Source organism: Lacticaseibacillus absianus (genome assembly GCF_013407595.1).
Lineage (GTDB): Bacteria > Bacillota > Bacilli > Lactobacillales > Lactobacillaceae > Lacticaseibacillus > Lacticaseibacillus absianus.
Genome location: NZ_JABEKX010000002.1, coordinates 323,689 through 339,224, shown reverse-complemented (window position 1 = coordinate 339,224; position 15,536 = coordinate 323,689). Strand labels below are relative to the sequence as shown.

The window sequence follows — 15,536 nt, the reverse complement described above, 5'->3', positions numbered from 1 at the left end:
CCACCGGCTGGCCACAGGGCCGGCGGTAGCGCGTCACGCGGCCTTACAGGCGTGCGTTCAGTTCCTTGGTCATGTCTTCATAGCCAGGCCGGCCGAGAAGGGCAAACATGTTCTTCATGTCCGACGGATATTTTCGAGGTAGTGGTTAAGACTGGTAATCCCTTAGTAGCAACGTTTTTAACATTTTCACGAGTTCCAATGGTTGCTCTCATCACGTCCTGACTTAACCAAAAACTGAACCGCCCTTTTCGCACTTTTTAGGAGGACTCATGGACTCACAAATTATCATCAGCAACTGCCTAGCCAGGATCAATCCAATCCACCCCTCCATGCTTGAAATATATCGTCAGCGAGCGGGTGATCTAATTTGTATTGCTCAGATTCCTGTCATCCTATCAGATAAGTGGCTCCCCGCTATCTTGCCCCAAGCACTAGGACACAGGCTAGACCCGATCGAAGCCGCGGTCGCTTATGTGCTTCCTGCCATTTTTTGATTGCAAAACAGAACGTACGTTCGTATAATTAATGGCGAGGTGATTATCATGAAACTACCTATTCAGATTGACGAGTATACAATCAGCCGCAGGGGCGCTGGCCGCGGCATGGTCAAGCTCCAGCATCGCGGTGAAACTGTCGGCATGCTAGAGGCGGCCAAACTGCTGGACGATCTGCCCCGCGTGATCGGTCGCCCGCTGACGATCGACGAACAGGTGGCGCTCACACTGGCCGTGCCGGGTGTTGCGGCATGACCGGCGCAGAGTATATCCGGCGAGTGGATCAGTTTTTTCGGACTGAGTACGAGGATCGCGGGATGCTAAAATGGCGCGGGTTTCTCATCTCCGACCACATCGCGGCGCTCAAACGCCAGGCACGCGAAGAGGCCGCCGGTGTCCCCGTGCTTCCGAAAATGGCTGAGGGGGAGATACGTGCCACGCTCAACCGCGCGTACACCTCCAAAGAGACTGTGCAAGTCCAGTCGACCGACATCGATCCCAACCTTAACCTCTATCCAGTCGTGGAGGGTAAGGTCATGGGATCCAACGGTCACGACAGCCTAGTGCTCGACACGGGCGTCGCCATACCAATCGGCAGGATCCGCAGCGTGCAAGTGATTCCGTATGCAGTCCAGTAGCAGAAAAAAATACCGCTATGCGTAATCTCATCAGGAGGTGATCGCATGGCGGTTTTTGTTGGTCCTGACTTCGCGGTGTTGCTGATCGGCACCGTGGTATACACAATAGAGCTAGGCGGCGTTGATTCGATTGAGTGCGGTTCCGCGGAGCATGCGGAAACGGTGTTCATTAAACAAATACTTGCATAAAAAAGCCCCGCATCGCGGGGACTACCATGCACACAACATTACAACATGGATCACCCCCGCATCGCGGGGAACACAACTATCATACACTAGTTCGTCTGGTAGCACTACCGCTTAAAAGTCTACTGTTTTGATCTCGACGGCGTACTTATCGGCGTACGCCTCTCCGAGAATAATTTTGACGTATGCTGGCCCGTCTGACGCGATCACGAGCTGCGTGTCGTCTAGATCAAAGTCTGCATCGGTCGCCAAGTCAAAGTGGTCAAGTGCGCGTTCGATCGCCAGAGATAGGATCCCCGGGCGGCCCTTGGCAAAGTCTAACCCCTGATCGAGCAGAATCAGGTCGCCCCACCCTTCACCGATCGCATCGGCCAGAATGTCGGCCAGGTATGCGCTCTGGGGCTTATCAGTCTTGCCCATCAGAATCGCGTTGCCCTCGCGATCACCATACTTGTCAAAAATCTCACCTGGCAGTGTGAAGTCGTAGCGGTCGATCTGAACACCATCTAGTTTTTGCGTTGTTGTGTGCTTCATTTTTCATCCTCCATTTTCTCCAGCTCGCTCATCACCACGCGCGTCGACTTTCCGACCGTGTCGGCTAAGGTTTGCACCTGACCGACCTTCCACTGTGACAAGGGCTTCTCGTTGACGTTCTGCCACGTGGACGCGTTGATCCCCGTAGCCTTCTCGAGCTTGTAGCGCGTCAGCTCGAACTTATCGAGATAGGCGTCCAGCAGCCCGGCCGACCGCGCCGCGTTGAACAGCGATGCCTTGGCAGCTACGACCGGCTCACCGATCACCTTGCTGATGTCGCCCATGGCCATATCCAGCACCTCGTGAATGACCCCGTACTTTTTCGCCGTCGCTTTGTCGACGTACGCCACCCGACGATCGCGACGGCCTCGATACAGGGCTTCGCCGACCACCGCCCCGCTAGCAGTTACGATCGCGAAGTGGGTCGGGTTCGCCGTCTCCGCCCACTCGGCGAGCGGCTTTGGATCAGCGTCTGGTGCCGACACGCTCCTGTAGAAGTCTTCCGCTTTTGTGATGTAGGTCTTGTGTGTCATTATTTTTCCTCCTAGTCTTTGACCATGATGCTCTTGCCCACCCAGAGGGTGATGTCGCCGTGCCAGTCTTCACCGTTTTCGGTGTCGTGAATGTGAAAGGTGATCTGCTTTGCTTTTTCGGTTTCGCGAACAACTTTGGTGCTCTCTGTGTAGAAAAACACACGACGGGCGTCAAAGCCGATGAGGTCTTTGTTGATGACCCACGCTGGTACGCCTGCAACGCTATCTGGGACAAGCTCAAGACTCGCTTGCGTGAGCAGGCTAGTGCCGTCAACGTGGCCGTTGTTTTCGCGAGCGACTTTCCAAGCCAGGCGAATGGCGAATGTGAACGCGATCTGATAGTCACCGAAGCGGTCTTTGAGGCGACGAGCAACCAAGTGTGCCGCGCGCATTACGCGGCCTGCGATACGGATCTGACGTTCCTTCTTAGTAAGCTTGCTCATGGTGTTTCCTCCTCGGCTTTGATCATCTCTACACTCAATATAATACGACTTCTCGGACTAAATGCAACCCTCTTTAATACATTTTATCGGATTATTTTTGAGCGCACAAAAAAAGGCCCACCCTACCGAAGTAGAGTGAGCCAAGATTGATGAGCCTACTTGAAGTTCCCCCAGTACGAGGTCCGTTTCGTGCCAGATGCGGTCCCGGTCGCGATGTAGCCGTAGCCAGTCGCGCGCTTCTGCCGAATGACGACGTAGCCATTGAAGTAACCGTAGGCGTTGTACTTGATCTCCTGACCTGAGTGCATCAGTGCGATCTTCTGGCCAGTGAGTGGTGCCGAGCGCAGCCAGATCTGCTGGTTGGCGCCCAGGGTGAAGGTGCCGTTCTGCGCGTACCAGACACCGGCCTTCTTGCCGGTCGGCGCCGGGGCGGGCTTCGGCGCTGCGGGCTTACTAGTAGCCCCGAGCTGGCGGTTGACCTCGGCCTGCACTGCGGCGTACTGCGATCCCAGGGCCGCCTTGCGCGCATTGCCACTGCCATACTTGCCCGAGATCACTTCGGCTGCAAGCTGAGCAACCGTCTTCGTTGGCACCGGACTTGGGACGGGTGCAATCGCCTTACCGATGAACTTTTCCCAGCTTTCAAGCGGCATGTTCGAGATGCTCATATCCTTCGTCCCGTCGCTGGACGTGAACTGCCACAACGTATAGGTTGGCCACGGTGCAGTCGAATACGGGAACTTTGTCGGAACGGTGAAAGTCGGGTACATCTTCTTGGTGCCAGGGTAGTACGGGTACCCAGCGAACCACAGGCCGCACAGATCCTTGACGTTCGCACACTCGCGCGCCCCGTCTGCCCCGGTGTACAGCAAGCACCACTGACCGGTCAGCTCATGCACCCGTGTCACGAACTGCTTGACCCAGTTGGCGTTCTTGCCGTATGCCGCGTTCTGGTAGCCTTCCCAGTCGATGGCCAGCAACGCTTCCCCAACATAGTTCTTGATGTTACTGATAAAGTAGTTGGCCTCGGCCACCGGGTCGCTGCCACTGGCGTAGTGATACAGACCCAGCTTCTTGCCCGCGGCCTTGGCTGCGGCGTACTGGCCGTTACACTTCGGGTTGACGTAGGTTGTGCCCTGCGTTGCCTTGATGATCACAGCGCCAATCTGGGGCAGTGCTGCGGCATCGATCGTATCGTGAGACGACACATCTGCTACGAAAAAGTTTGTCATTTTGGTTCCCCCTTCTGCTTAGTCAGATCATACAGTCCCGATGCCGACAGCCCCGACAGCATGCCGGCCATCAGGTACGGGCCGATCTGATCGATGTGGCCAAAGGTCAACGACCACAGGCCTGCCAGGGCAATCCCAACCAGCAGGCTCACAACGATGTTGAGCTTGTCACTGATGCCACTAGCCGTCTTAATACCCTGCACCAGGGCTGCTGTGATCGGAGCAATAATGGCCGCGATCACAGTTAGCTGCAATAATTCATTTTCCATTCGAGTTTCTCTCCTTTTCTAGCTCATCTTGGAGCTCGCTGTTCTCTTTCCGCAGCCGATCGTTATCGGCCGCGTATCGGTCAACCAGATCACCCAGTTCGTCGTGCTTCGTCTTGCGTTTGCTCTCCCGATAGCTCAGGTAGGCAATGCCAGCCGAGATGATAGCGGCGATATATGGTGCGAACGCAATCATCAGATCATGCAAGTCTTTACTCATCGCGTGTATCACTCCCTCGGCTTAGAATTAGCACGAAGGCTGTGATAATGGCGTTGCTGATCCAGCTCATATAGCGGCCGGTTGCTACCCACGTGAGAAACTGCAGGGCGGTCAGAAATGCCATCATGCCTGCCGTAGTTGTCAGCAGTCGACGATTCCACGCAATTGACCGTCCCTCATCTGCGACCCAGATCATCAACCCAACTCCGTCTAGTACGAAAAATGACCCCCAGACGTCATCGTTGAAAATCCCGACAGCCTCTGGTGGCCACATGAAAAAGTGATCATTAGCCATCAGCCAGAAGCCAATGGCAACTACTCCGACACCCAGCACGAAATGCGTTGGGTGTTTTCTAATGTTTTGCAATGTTCCTCACCTCTTTTCGTCTAAAGCAAAAGGCCGACCACGAAGGCCAGCCCGATCATTATTGCTGTGCAGATGCCTTGTCGGCGTCGCTCTCTACGGCGTCTCCGAAAAAAGCGCGCACCTTTGCTTGCAGGATGCCAGGCACCATCTCATCCATGAGCTGGTCAAAAGTCTTCTCTTTGTCCGCCTTGCTTGCTGCGAGCACCTGTGAAGCATAAATTTCTGCCATCGCCGATACGTCTACTACCATTGTGTTTCCTCCTTATTGTTGTCTGTCAAAGTCCTAGCGCGGCCGCCAGCTTGTCCTGATCGGCCACGGTAAAGACAAGGTTACTTAGCTCGGTGAAGGCTTGCTGCTGTGTGTCGATCTTCGTCTGCAGCAAAGCTACCTGTTCCTCGGCGCTCGGCTGCGGCTTATCCGCCTCTTCCATCTCAGCAAGCTTAGCCCGGTCGACTACGATCGCACCGTCTACCAGCTTGCTGGCACCGAGCACGATCTTGTCGACCTCAATCCGGGCCAAATCCACCGCATTGGTCGTGTCGAATGGGGCCTGCCACTGCTCGCCATCCCAAAATGCTTGCTGGTAACCCGTGATGTAACCTTGATTATCCGAATCAATGCTGACTTTCAAAATGCATACACCTCCCGCATCACAAACTTGGCTGCATCGCCAGAGCCATTACCGTCACTACCAGACGTATATCCTTTCAGAGTCGTGTTAGTGACAAACAGATACTTCTGTGTTCTCACCGACCCCGTCGCCGTGGACATAGGTGTTACAATTCCTTTTCCACTGTGCACAGCGCCCCAGTTTTTGTTGATAATTGTGGTGTTCCAGTCGGAGTCAGAAGATGCACCGTTGTTGTAATACGACCAAAGAATCACCCATCCGTTCAGACACTTGTTAAGCGGCACGCTTGGCGTAACGATCTGCGTCCCTGTCATGTAGTAGCCGCCCGACCAGAGAAGTTTCCCGGCCCCGTTAAGTTGTTCAAGGTAGCCGGCATCAAGCTGACCGATATGATCTGGCGTTCGCATGATCATCGACCCTGCAGCGGGGCTCATCGCCATGTAATACTGCTCTTTCTTTCCCGTAGCATCAAAAGTCTGCATCATCAAACCTTGAGTCGGGTCATATGCCATCGTGATTTGGTTAGCTAGCGTGGTCTTGTCAGCTTTGTAAATGCTGTCATGTGCCTCAAGTTTACCGTCCTTCATCGCCAAGGTCCCCGAGTGGTAAATATATGTCGGATCACCCTCAGCGCCCACGTCCTCCGGCACCAGCTCGTACGAGTTGGTGAAATCAGATCCGATGAAGTGCATTCCCTGGAAGGTCTTCCCGACGAAGGTCTCTGCAGCAATCGTGGAAGCGTCCACCGACTTCGGCACCCAAGTGGTGCCGTCATACAGATAGTAGCCAGTGACGACTCCTTTTGCGTCGGTCAGCCAGTGGATATCACCTGACTTCGGACTGGCGGGATAAGCGGGGCCTATGGTCATGACGGGGACATTTTCGGCCCCGTCCTTACCATCCTTACCGTCCTTACCAGGATCACCCTTTTCCCCTTTCACCAGCTGCCACTTATAGCTTGTCGGATCCGTGCTGTCGGCTTGAGCGAAGTCGCTGTAGGTACCCAGATACGCCTTACCCGTCGCATCGGTGGTCGAGAAGTCCAACCCGGCCATACTGTTTGCATAGGCCTTGTGGAAATACGGGGTTCGACCATCTTTCCCGGCCTCACCTGGCTTTCCGTCATTGCCATCCTTGCCGGCGGGGCCAACGACCTTCGCCCACTTGCCGGCGTAGTCGGCAGGCTCGTCAGACGGCACCGAAGTATTGCCATAGACGATCGCCATATATGCTTTGCCAGCTGGTAGCGCACTCAGACCAGTACCCTGATCGTCGTCCGCATATCGGACCCAGGGGTAGTACTGCACCGTCTTAGGGATCCGCTTGATCTGATCAGCTAGGTCTTGCAGGGCTGGATCGATCTGCGAGGCCTCAATCAAGTAGTCGCCAAACGTAGCGGTCCGTGTGCCTTCCGAGTAGCTAGTCTCAAGCTGGAGTAGCCGAGCCGAAAGATTCAACCCTTGTTCTTCGTCGACAAGGTGCACCGTGTCGCCGACCATGACGCTATCAGGCAGATCAACGAGATCCACTTCGTAGTTCACCGCGGCGTGATTATACTGCTTGAGGTCTGCCAATGCGGACTGAAGCAGTGTTGCCTGTGTCACCGCTTCGTAGGGCTTGGATCTCTGAATGTGGTGGTTGTTCGGGTTCGGGTTGTCATTTGACAGTGCTCGGCTCCACAACTGCACCGCTACGGTGTCTCGCAGGACACCATCTGCGCCCAACACAAAGCGGCCATCCGGATCAGTCCACTTGTATCCCTTCAAATTGATCGGGGTGTCCTTTCCTTCGGGCGTGCCGCCAGTCGGGCTAATGGAGGTGCATAAATCGTAGATATTGGAGATCGTCACAATTTTGTTGATGTGAGTATTGACCTCCATCCGCTGCCCTTTGTCGGCGCCAATGTGATGATAGATGTCGATGTAGCGCTTGACTACCTGAGTGCCAGTGATCTCAAAGCGAAAATCCAGTTCCGCATCAAACTGTGTTGCCACACTCTCAACCCGGGCCAAGGCGGTTTCCTCCTCGGACTCCCACTTGAGCGTGCGCGCTTGCCCTTCAAGTTCGTTGACACCAATCTCGAACCCTGAATCAGCTGCAAAAAGATCGATATACTCCGCAATCGACATCGCCTTGGCAGCAGTATAGCTACCAACGGTTTCGTTGATCAGGTCGATCCCACCGTTTTCAGCGGTGAATTCCAGTGTCCCAGTGAGTGAGTCTAGTCTCACCTCCATGAGGGTCATGAAAACATAGCGGCCGCGAGTATCTTGATACATCAGGTAGTTTCCTACCTTCCCGGCTGCTGTCACCAACGCTAGTTGGTCAGTCGAGAAATAAATGGTCCCTTCATACGCCCGTCCGACTGATTGCGGCACCATCTCCGTGTCGGTATCAGCGCCGATGACCAGCGGACCGTCTCCGCCAGCTGTCGCAATCGCCAGAAGGTTGTATTTTCGATCTGTGATGTAAACATCCACTAGTACCATGCCTCCCTGTACTCAATCGTTGCCTGAAACGGTTCAGCCCATTCAGATGCCACCGGCTGGATGATGGTCTCGCCAGCAGGAAGCATAAAGCTTTCCCACTGATCACCGACCGTCTGTAAAGTAGCGTCCTCAATACCGTTCACATACACTCTCTTCTGGCCTACGTCTGCCGTCACTACATCACCAGCCGCAAATCTATTTGGCAAATCCTTCCAGTAGTCCACGTTAACCCAGTCAAATCGGGTGTTGTTTAGTGCCATCAGCACGTGCTCTTTGTCGCGGTACCGCTCAAACCAGGCCGAGTAGCCATCTACTGGTAAGTCCGCAACAGTGTCCAGTGTGAAAGGCTTGATCACTGACCGGTCTAATCCATTGGCTGTTCCGGTCTGAGCCTGCGCGACGTGTCCAATCTCAAACTGCACGTCTCTGCCAAGTTTCGAAATCGTTACCTGCTTATAACCACCTTTGCCGATCTGTGCCTTAGTCAGTGAAAACTCAGCGTAGACTTTGTCTCGAATCCACAGCTCGCACTTGTATTGCTCTTCTGAGGCGGAGCTGTCGCGAATCACGAACCCATAGGCAACTTCGTCACCGTTTTGCAGATTTATCTCGAGACGTCCCTGCTTCGTTACGCTGGACTCGAAGTAAAATCGCGTGCGACAAACGAAGTTGTCAGTCTTACTGCCCGCGCTGTTGACGCCGATCGGTAAGAAGACAGACGGGCCGCCCCAGTCACCCGTGTTGCCGTTTGCGAAATAGGGCACCGCCGACTGGCCGCCCGTGTAATCTACTTTGTAGTCAATCCGTCCATGCTGCTTGTTGGGGCGCGAAACATCGCCATTGTAATTCGGGTAGTTGGTGGCAGCAGCGTTGTAGATCACACCGGTCGGCTCAGCTGCGTAGCTGACACTCAATGGTCGCTCGGATTTTTGCTTGGTGACCCCGTCCAGCTCATCAGGCGAGCCAAACTGCAGCACACCGCCTTGGTCATTGGTCCACGCGACCAGTCCGTTATCACTGGTCATGGTTGCCGTTAGGATAGGTGCCGTCGGGGCGGTACCGGCGTTGGTGATTGCAATCAAATCTCCGCTGGCACCAGACACATGTGTTAGAGGATCTACCGCATGCGCGACGCCGTCTGGGACCACGAACTTGATCGTGATTTCCGCATGGAACTGATCTTCGATCAGCCTTGGCTGCTCCGCCACAATCGCCAGGTAGTAGGTGCCCGGTTCGTCATCAAAGATGAGCGTTCTCGGTGTGTCCTTGGTCAGGACACTGCCTATGGTTCGCCGCTTATTCGCTAGATCGTAGTTCAGGTCAGCGACAACCGTGATCGCGTTTTCATCCGCCGTGATGTACTGAAACTTCTTGCCTGCGTTATGACCTGCCTTGGCCCATCCCAAGGTCCGAGGCTGTCCCACATTGCGCTGAATGTCTGAGACAGTCAACCACTTAGACAAATCGACGCCGTCATAGATTATGCCTACACTCGGTGTAATCGGAAAATCACTCACTATCTAACCCCCTTGACTCGGTTTTTCTGCCGTGAAATTTTGTCTAACTTGATGCGAATTGGTTCAGCAATTTCATTTGTCAGCTCACGCTTGTCGAGGTTCGCATGGACGTGGACCTCGATGACCCGCCCATCATCGTCCGCACCGTTAGCCAGTGTCTGCACCATCGTCTGTAGCGCCGCCAAGGACTTGTCCAAGCCCTTGATAGTCGTCGCCGACCCCGAGTCTAGCTGTAGCCGTAGCGGCTCAGCCGACGGCCGGAAGGTCGACGCCGACTCTGGCGTCAGGCTGGTGATCGCGTCGAAGGCGTCGTTGAATCCGCCAGTGGTCCCGGAAGCAAAGTGTGGGACCGCGCCAGACTTGATCAGGTCAGCGGTCTTACGCGCCGGTGTGATCGACGTCCCGGCGGGCAGGTCCGGCAGCATGACGTCACGGGCGTGCACCATCGCCATGTTGCCGTTAGGGAAGGTCAACAACTCCTTATACACCGGCCCGGTCTCGTCGTTGATGATCGCCGGGCCGCCGGGAAAGTTACTGGTACCGTTCCGGAAGCCGAGTGCCTTGGCGACGCCTTTACCAAAGTTTGTGACGACGCTCAACGTCTTCGTGATGACAGACTTACCGGAAGCAAACTCATCCACTGCGCCTTTGGCCTTCTTGGCCGCCTTACTTGCCTCATCTCGCGCACGAGCTATCTTGGCAGAGCCCGGATCAGTGTACCTATACTTGTCGATCGACTCCTTGGCTTTGCCAAATGCTGTAGTGGTGCTCTTGGTATCACCCTTACCGACCTTTGTCTTACCAGGATCTGTCTTCTTGTACTTCTCGACTGATGCGGTGCCCAAGCCAAAGTTGTTCTGCGCATTCGTAGTATCTGCCCGCGCTACCTTGGTCTTTGGATTGTGATTCAGGTTGTAGTCATCAATTATGATCCCGGCGTCGACCAACTTTTGGCGCACATCTTTGTCGTTCGCCAGAAGCTTTTTGGTCTTCTCTGGCATATCGTTCCAGCGACCATACTTCAGGATCATGTCTACAAGCTCTGTCTTGCCCTTCGCCTGGACTACGGCTTGCTGTTCTTTTGGCGTCATCTCCTGCCAGGTACCAAAGTTATACAATACCTCCATAAGGTCCTTATTGCCCTTAGTCTTAACGGTTGCTTCCTGCGTTGGAAAGTCCATTTGAGACCAGAGCCCGGACGAGAAGAGTATGTCTTGAATCTCTTTTTGGCCCTTGGCATTTACCAGGGCCTCTTTGGTGTCGAACTTGACCTTCGCCCACAGACCAGACAAGCGCAGTGCGTTGATGATCTCCGGGGTGGCCTTATCCTTCACCAGCAACATTTGCTGGTCAAGCGTCAGCTCATTCCACTGCCCGCTAGCCACAAGAGCGTTGACGAGCGGCGTGTAGTCACCTTTGACGATGGCTTGCTGTCCCTTAAGGGACAGGGTGTTCCAGTCAACAAACTTGCTCATCAGATCGGAGAGTTCCTCGCGTCCTTGCGTACGGATAATCGCGTTCTTTTCCCAGCTAGGCATCTCCTTCCACTGATCAGAGGCGGCCAAGGCTTCGGCGATCGTCTGCTTAGCGTTACTGCTGATCTTGGCGTACTTCAGATCGAAGTTGAGCTTATTCCAGCCCTCCTTCGTCGACGCGGTCTGCTTCAGCAGTTCTGGCAGGTTAGTCTTGACCTTACCAGTCTTGGAATCAAGCACGAGGCTGTTCCAATCGCGGCCAGCCTTTTGAACATTTTTCGACATGTTCTCGCTCACAGCAGCGGCGAACTGCTTCGTGGACTTGACGCCCTTGTTCATCGTGTCGTCGTACTGATCCATTGCGTCCTTGGCCTCTGTCGCTGTGAGGTCAAAAGCAGTCTGTAATCCCTCCAAGACTTCCGTCTCAGAGTCACCCCGTGCCTTCATCGACTGGATAGCACCTTGATAGATTGCATCGAGTTTGGTCTGATGATCCTTCTCGAGACCCTCCAACATCGCATTCTTGACAGTGGTACCAAGTTTCGCGTTATTCTTGATGTCGTTCTGCGCTTTGGTGTTGGCTTGATACTCTTTCTGCAAGGCCACCTGCATGTTCTCGTACTGCTTCTGAGCGGCCTCGTGCGAGATGTTGATCTTCTCGCCTTGAATGGCTTTGAGGACGTTGTTTTCCTGCGTTCCAGATAGGTGTAGCGTCTTCACTGCCTGTGCAGCACTGTCCTTGCGCAAGTTGTCCAGCACCTGGATTTGATCGACAGTTAGCTCCACGCCTGTCTTGTTGGACTGTCTAGTGATCTCCTCGGCTTTTTGGGCGTTTTCTCGCATCTGTGCGATACGCCTATCGTTCGCGACCTTTTCTTTAGCAGCGGCCTTCTCGCCCGCCTCACCGGCCGCGCCGCCGAGTGACTTTGCTAGCTTCTTCGCCGCCTTGTCGGATTCAGTAGCAGCCTGCTTTGCGGCTGAGGTCATAGCATCAAAGCCATCCACGATCGTCTTGGCGTTTTCCTTGACGGTGTGGTTCGTGTCGTCAAAAGCCCCACGAATCTTGCCAGAGGCTTGCTGCATTTTGGTTGCCGAGCGATCGGCAACTTCACCAATGTCGGACCCCCAACGCGAGGTGCGATCGGCAGCCTCAGCGACTTTCTTGCCGTAGAGTTCCCACCATGCAATGCCACCAGCGACGGCTACCCCAACTACCGCGAGAGCTGGTGCAAAAGGTGCCAGTGACGCGAGAAACCCTGTAGATCCTTCCGTGGCGGCTACAAGCCCCGCTCCAGTCTTGGTAGCGGCACCCGCGGCTGTCTCCAGCGCGGCCGTGGCCGGGGCGGCACTACCGGTCAGCTGGCCCAGAATGCTTTCGAGTAACTGGGCTTCCGTGCGCGTTTGCGCGCTCTTGCCGGTTAGCCGCCCGATGAAGGTGATAACCCCGCCACCAGCATGACTAAGTGCACCGAGTCCGGTGCTTAGCTTGCCGACCCCAGAGATAACCGGGCCGATCGCGGCGGCTGCCAGAAGTGACTTGAGGATCATCTCCTGCGTGCCTTCGTCCAGATCGGTGAACCACTCGACCAGGTCGGTGCCTTTCTCGACCAGCTTTGTGATCTCGGGAAGCAGTTTGGATCCGAAAGTGATCGCCAAGGTGTTCAACGAAGCCTTGAACTTATCGACGTTGGCCTTGCTAGTGTTGTTCATCGTCTCGGCTAGCTTCTTGGTGTAGCCGGTGGACTTCTCGGTCTCCCCAGTCAGCTTGCGAAGCGCATCGCCACCTTCACTGACCAAGATGTTCATGCCGGTCTGGGCCTCAGTCCCAAAGGCCAGCGCCAAGTTAGATTGGAGCTGTTGCTTGGTCATGCCTTCGGACTTCTTCTTGATGTTGTCGAGCATCTGTGGGACACTCAGCGCGCCTTTTTTGAACTCAGACACCGACACACCCAGCGCCTTGAAGCCCTGCATGTTCTGCTTGGACGGCGTCAACAGAGCCGACAGCGCGCCACGTAGCGCGGTACCAGCTTTCTGCCCTTCAATGCCCTGGTTAGACATCAGACCGATCATCGAAGCGGTCTGCTCAAGAGACATGTTCAGCCCGTGGGCGACAGGCCCGACGTACTCCATTGCGTTACCCATGTCGGAGAAACCGGCAGAGGTCTTGTTGGCGACAAAGGTCAGCGAGTCGGTGACCCGCTGAGTGTTCTTGAGCATTTGGGCCGTATTGTTGGACTTGAGGCCAAACTGCTCAAGGGTACTGGTCGACACGGACATGACGCTGTTGAAATCGTCACCCGAAGCCCGGGCGGCGTCCAGGATTGACGGCATGGCACCCAGGACTTGGTTGTAGCTGTAGCCCTTCTTGATGAGCTCCGACATGCCGTCGTTAATGTTGGAGGTCGCGACCCCATACTGGACTGACCACTTCTTGGACGCGTTACCCAGGCCAGCAAGCTCGGCCTTGAGGGCGGAGGCGGAGACCGTCCCATCATCAAGCAACGACCCCATGGACTGGATCTGGCTGTCGAAGTCGATTGCCGCTTTACCGGCATACCCGAGGCCGGCGATGATCGGTGCCGTGATCCCGATTGTCATGCGGCTACCGACGGCGCTCAGCTTCTCACCAACTGAGGTGAAGCGGTCACCGATTGCTTGGGCTTTGTCGGCGGCGGCCGCCATCTTCGGAGTCAGCCCGCCGAACTTAGATTCGAGACGTGATACTTCAAGCCCGAGGCCCGCCTGCTTACCCAAAAGCTCAGCGTACGCGTTCGTAGCTTCCTTGGTTGCGGTGGAGTTCTCACCCTCGGCGATCACCAACTCCTTGAGCCGGACCCGCGCCTTTTCAGTCTCCGCGTTGGTCTGTCCCAACTGGGCCTTAAGCGAGTTCAGATGGGACACCGAGGCCGAAGTCTTAAGCCCCATCTTCTCTTGCGACGTTGCGAGGCTGTCCCAATACTTGGCCTGCGAGGTCAGCGAGACGGCCAGGGTCTTCTGCGCGGCCGCTTGTTGCTTCGTCGCGTCCGCACTCTTGCGCGCTGCAGCTCCGTTTTGTTCCTGAGCCGCCGTGTCTTGCTTGGTGGCAGTGGTCGCCTGCTTGGCAGCACCGGCCGCTTCCTTGAGGGAGTTGGTGAGCTCTTTGGTTCCTTGGGTGGCGGTCGCTTTGACGTCCAGTCCCTCAAGACTCGTCTTGAGGACCTTCGCCTGGGCGGCTGCGTCTTTGGTGATCAGTTGGACGTCAATTTTGACGATGCCTTCAGCCACGTGCTTCACTCTCCTTCTTCATTTGCTCGGCCAGATATTTGATGCGTTGGACGCGATCCATGCCGGCCATCTTGCTCTCGATGCCGCTTGTCGTGGACGTCAGGCTGTACAGCTTCTTCATCTTGCGGATGTGCTCTTTTTGCTCAGGCGTCGCGTCGTCGGGGATCTCCATCACTCGATAAGCGGTTGCCTGACGAAAGGGCGTGTCCGGGCCGAGACCGCTCAGTAATGCATTGAAAAACGCCCAAGAGACGGCGTGCCGCTCCCGAGCGTTTCCCAAATCAATTCTGTATTGCTGCATGAAGCTAGCCGCGATGCGATCGGCGTCGATGTCGAAGTCGAACGTCTTTCCCTTGGTCCCAAAAAGCTGGGCCGCTAGCCGGTTCTCCGCCAGGTCGATCTTCTCGTCGAAAATCGTCTGCAGGAGCCGTTGCGCTACGAGCGCGTCTAAGGGCGTCTGCGGCGTTTTACGTAAGAGCAGACGGAGACACAGCGCAATGCGTTCCGAGGCCGCCAGCCCGTCGTCTCGCACGATTTTGAACGCCTCCAGGACGTTTGGAAAGGCTAGGTCCAGCTCGTAGGCCCGCCCATCGACGGTGATGACGTCTTCATTCTTCCCCGTGAGGTTCATCTGATCCCTCGCCTTCTGCCTTGATCGCTTCGACGTCTGCCGCGTACTTCGACATGTAGTCTGAGACGTCGTTGGCAGCGTTCATCTTGACCATGACGACGCCGATCACTTTGTTCACAGCCGCGATGTTTTCGCCACACGCTGCGTATATCTTCTGACCACTGTCCTCACCAAAGAGCACGTCGAGAAATGGCAGGTAGTGCTCCATACCGATCTGTTCCGCTTTGTCCGCCGCCAAGTTGAACTTGCGGGTGTAGTCCGCCTGCAGGGCCTGCTCGCGCTTCTGCGCCGCGTAGTCGCTCAAGTTGCCCTTCACGTGTGACAGCTTGTATTGGAGCTCATGCTGCAGGTCTTGGATGTGCTGTGCGTTTGCCAGCTCCAGCTTCTCGATCTCGCGATACTTTTCCGTGATCAGACCGCGACTCTTGTCCGCCAGCGACAGTGTGTAGATGCCGCCACCAATGTCGAATTGAATCTCGCTTTTAGGTACCTCGATGGTGATAGTGTCAGTCATGTGTATCTCTCCTTTTTTGAGTGATAAATGATCGCCGGCAGTTCGACCCGACCGGCGACCTGGTGGTGCGTTTAGCCTACAGAAATTTTCGCGCCGTCCGC

The 15,536-nt window shown here is 55.4% G+C and carries 17 protein-coding genes and 1 pseudogene; 3 read left to right on the top strand and 15 right to left on the bottom strand.

The window, feature by feature from the left end:
• Positions 1–43 precede the first annotated feature (43 nt).
• Positions 44–115, bottom strand: a pseudogene (locus HII33_RS14000) (glucose-6-phosphate isomerase); the annotation flags it as partial.
• 427 nt (positions 116–542) lie between these two features.
• Between HII33_RS14000 and HII33_RS06870 the strand changes: the two are divergent.
• The 3 genes from HII33_RS06870 (at position 543) to HII33_RS06860 (ending at position 1,321) form a co-directional block, all read left to right on the top strand.
• A complete protein-coding gene (locus HII33_RS06870) occupies positions 543–749 on the top strand; it encodes a hypothetical protein (RefSeq protein WP_179395072.1) in 207 nt (68 codons plus the stop codon).
• Positions 750–811: 62 nt separating this feature from the next.
• Positions 812–1,132 (top strand): phage infection protein, encoded by a 321-nt coding sequence (locus HII33_RS06865; RefSeq protein WP_179395071.1) that lies wholly within the window; start codon positions 812–814, stop codon positions 1,130–1,132.
• Between the two features lie 45 nt (positions 1,133–1,177).
• Positions 1,178–1,321 carry a hypothetical protein gene (locus HII33_RS06860; RefSeq protein ID WP_179395070.1) on the top strand — a complete coding sequence of 48 codons (144 nt, stop codon included), beginning with the start codon at positions 1,178–1,180 and terminating at the stop codon, positions 1,319–1,321.
• Positions 1,322–1,432: 111 nt separating this feature from the next.
• Here the strand turns inward: HII33_RS06860 and HII33_RS06855 are convergent, their stop codons facing one another.
• The 14 genes from HII33_RS06855 to HII33_RS06790 all read right to left on the bottom strand — a co-directional run bounded on the left by HII33_RS06855 (position 1,433) and on the right by HII33_RS06790 (position 15,435).
• Positions 1,433–1,852: a hypothetical protein gene (locus HII33_RS06855; protein WP_179395069.1), complete on the bottom strand. Its 420-nt coding sequence runs from the start codon at positions 1,850–1,852 to the stop codon at positions 1,433–1,435.
• The gene (locus HII33_RS06850; RefSeq protein ID WP_179395068.1) at positions 1,849–2,385 is read right to left on the bottom strand and encodes a hypothetical protein; all 537 of its coding nucleotides are present in this window, start codon (positions 2,383–2,385) and stop codon (positions 1,849–1,851) included. Before HII33_RS06850 ends, HII33_RS06855 begins: the two co-directional genes overlap by 4 nt.
• Positions 2,386–2,396: 11 nt before the next feature.
• The gene (locus tag HII33_RS06845; RefSeq protein WP_179395067.1) at positions 2,397–2,828 is read right to left on the bottom strand and encodes a hypothetical protein; all 432 of its coding nucleotides are present in this window, start codon (positions 2,826–2,828) and stop codon (positions 2,397–2,399) included.
• A 155-nt stretch (positions 2,829–2,983) separates the two neighbouring features.
• Positions 2,984–4,060: a GH25 family lysozyme gene (locus tag HII33_RS06840; RefSeq protein WP_179395066.1), complete on the bottom strand. Its 1,077-nt coding sequence runs from the start codon at positions 4,058–4,060 to the stop codon at positions 2,984–2,986.
• Positions 4,057–4,329 carry a holin gene (locus HII33_RS06835; RefSeq protein ID WP_179395065.1) on the bottom strand — a complete coding sequence of 91 codons (273 nt, stop codon included), beginning with the start codon at positions 4,327–4,329 and terminating at the stop codon, positions 4,057–4,059. Before HII33_RS06835 ends, HII33_RS06840 begins: the two co-directional genes overlap by 4 nt.
• Positions 4,319–4,546, bottom strand: a complete 228-nt coding sequence (locus tag HII33_RS06830) for a hypothetical protein (protein WP_179395064.1) — start codon at positions 4,544–4,546, stop codon at positions 4,319–4,321. Before HII33_RS06830 ends, HII33_RS06835 begins: the two co-directional genes overlap by 11 nt.
• Positions 4,539–4,913, bottom strand: a complete 375-nt coding sequence (locus HII33_RS06825) for a hypothetical protein (protein ID WP_179395063.1) — start codon at positions 4,911–4,913, stop codon at positions 4,539–4,541. Before HII33_RS06825 ends, HII33_RS06830 begins: the two co-directional genes overlap by 8 nt.
• 58 nt (positions 4,914–4,971) lie before the next feature.
• A complete protein-coding gene (locus tag HII33_RS06820) occupies positions 4,972–5,163 on the bottom strand; it encodes a hypothetical protein (protein ID WP_179395062.1) in 192 nt (63 codons plus the stop codon).
• Between the two features lie 25 nt (positions 5,164–5,188).
• Positions 5,189–5,545 (bottom strand): phage infection protein, encoded by a 357-nt coding sequence (locus HII33_RS06815; RefSeq protein WP_179395061.1) that lies wholly within the window; start codon positions 5,543–5,545, stop codon positions 5,189–5,191.
• A complete protein-coding gene (locus HII33_RS06810; RefSeq protein WP_425483986.1) occupies positions 5,542–8,025 on the bottom strand; it encodes a phage tail spike protein in 2,484 nt (827 codons plus the stop codon). Before HII33_RS06810 ends, HII33_RS06815 begins: the two co-directional genes overlap by 4 nt.
• Positions 8,025–9,551, bottom strand: coding sequence for a distal tail protein Dit (locus tag HII33_RS06805; RefSeq protein ID WP_179395059.1), 1,527 nt, complete (start codon positions 9,549–9,551; stop codon positions 8,025–8,027). The genes HII33_RS06810 and HII33_RS06805 overlap by 1 nt, the downstream gene beginning before the upstream one ends.
• Entirely contained in the window at positions 9,551–14,290 is a 4,740-nt protein-coding gene (locus HII33_RS06800) for a phage tail tape measure protein (protein ID WP_179395058.1), read from the bottom strand. Before HII33_RS06800 ends, HII33_RS06805 begins: the two co-directional genes overlap by 1 nt.
• Positions 14,283–14,921: a Gp15 family bacteriophage protein gene (locus HII33_RS06795; protein WP_179395057.1), complete on the bottom strand. Its 639-nt coding sequence runs from the start codon at positions 14,919–14,921 to the stop codon at positions 14,283–14,285. The genes HII33_RS06800 and HII33_RS06795 overlap by 8 nt, the downstream gene beginning before the upstream one ends.
• Positions 14,899–15,435 (bottom strand): hypothetical protein, encoded by a 537-nt coding sequence (locus HII33_RS06790; RefSeq protein WP_179395056.1) that lies wholly within the window; start codon positions 15,433–15,435, stop codon positions 14,899–14,901. The genes HII33_RS06795 and HII33_RS06790 overlap by 23 nt, the downstream gene beginning before the upstream one ends.
• Positions 15,436–15,536 lie beyond the last annotated feature (101 nt).

Coding starts and splice junctions, on each gene's coding strand:
- HII33_RS06835 (WP_179395065.1), bottom strand. CDS start 4,329: ATGGAAAATGAATTATTGCAGCTAACTGTGATCGCGGCCATTATTGCT.
- HII33_RS06790 (WP_179395056.1), bottom strand. CDS start 15,435: ATGACTGACACTATCACCATCGAGGTACCTAAAAGCGAGATTCAATTC.
- HII33_RS06855 (WP_179395069.1), bottom strand. CDS start 1,852: ATGAAGCACACAACAACGCAAAAACTAGATGGTGTTCAGATCGACCGC.
- HII33_RS06845 (WP_179395067.1), bottom strand. CDS start 2,828: ATGAGCAAGCTTACTAAGAAGGAACGTCAGATCCGTATCGCAGGCCGC.
- HII33_RS06830 (WP_179395064.1), bottom strand. CDS start 4,546: ATGAGTAAAGACTTGCATGATCTGATGATTGCGTTCGCACCATATATC.
- HII33_RS06865 (WP_179395071.1), top strand. CDS start 812: ATGCTAAAATGGCGCGGGTTTCTCATCTCCGACCACATCGCGGCGCTC.
- HII33_RS06820 (WP_179395062.1), bottom strand. CDS start 5,163: ATGGTAGTAGACGTATCGGCGATGGCAGAAATTTATGCTTCACAGGTG.
- HII33_RS06860 (WP_179395070.1), top strand. CDS start 1,178: ATGGCGGTTTTTGTTGGTCCTGACTTCGCGGTGTTGCTGATCGGCACC.
- HII33_RS06870 (WP_179395072.1), top strand. CDS start 543: ATGAAACTACCTATTCAGATTGACGAGTATACAATCAGCCGCAGGGGC.
- HII33_RS06850 (WP_179395068.1), bottom strand. CDS start 2,385: ATGACACACAAGACCTACATCACAAAAGCGGAAGACTTCTACAGGAGC.
- HII33_RS06840 (WP_179395066.1), bottom strand. CDS start 4,060: ATGACAAACTTTTTCGTAGCAGATGTGTCGTCTCACGATACGATCGAT.
- HII33_RS06795 (WP_179395057.1), bottom strand. CDS start 14,921: ATGAACCTCACGGGGAAGAATGAAGACGTCATCACCGTCGATGGGCGG.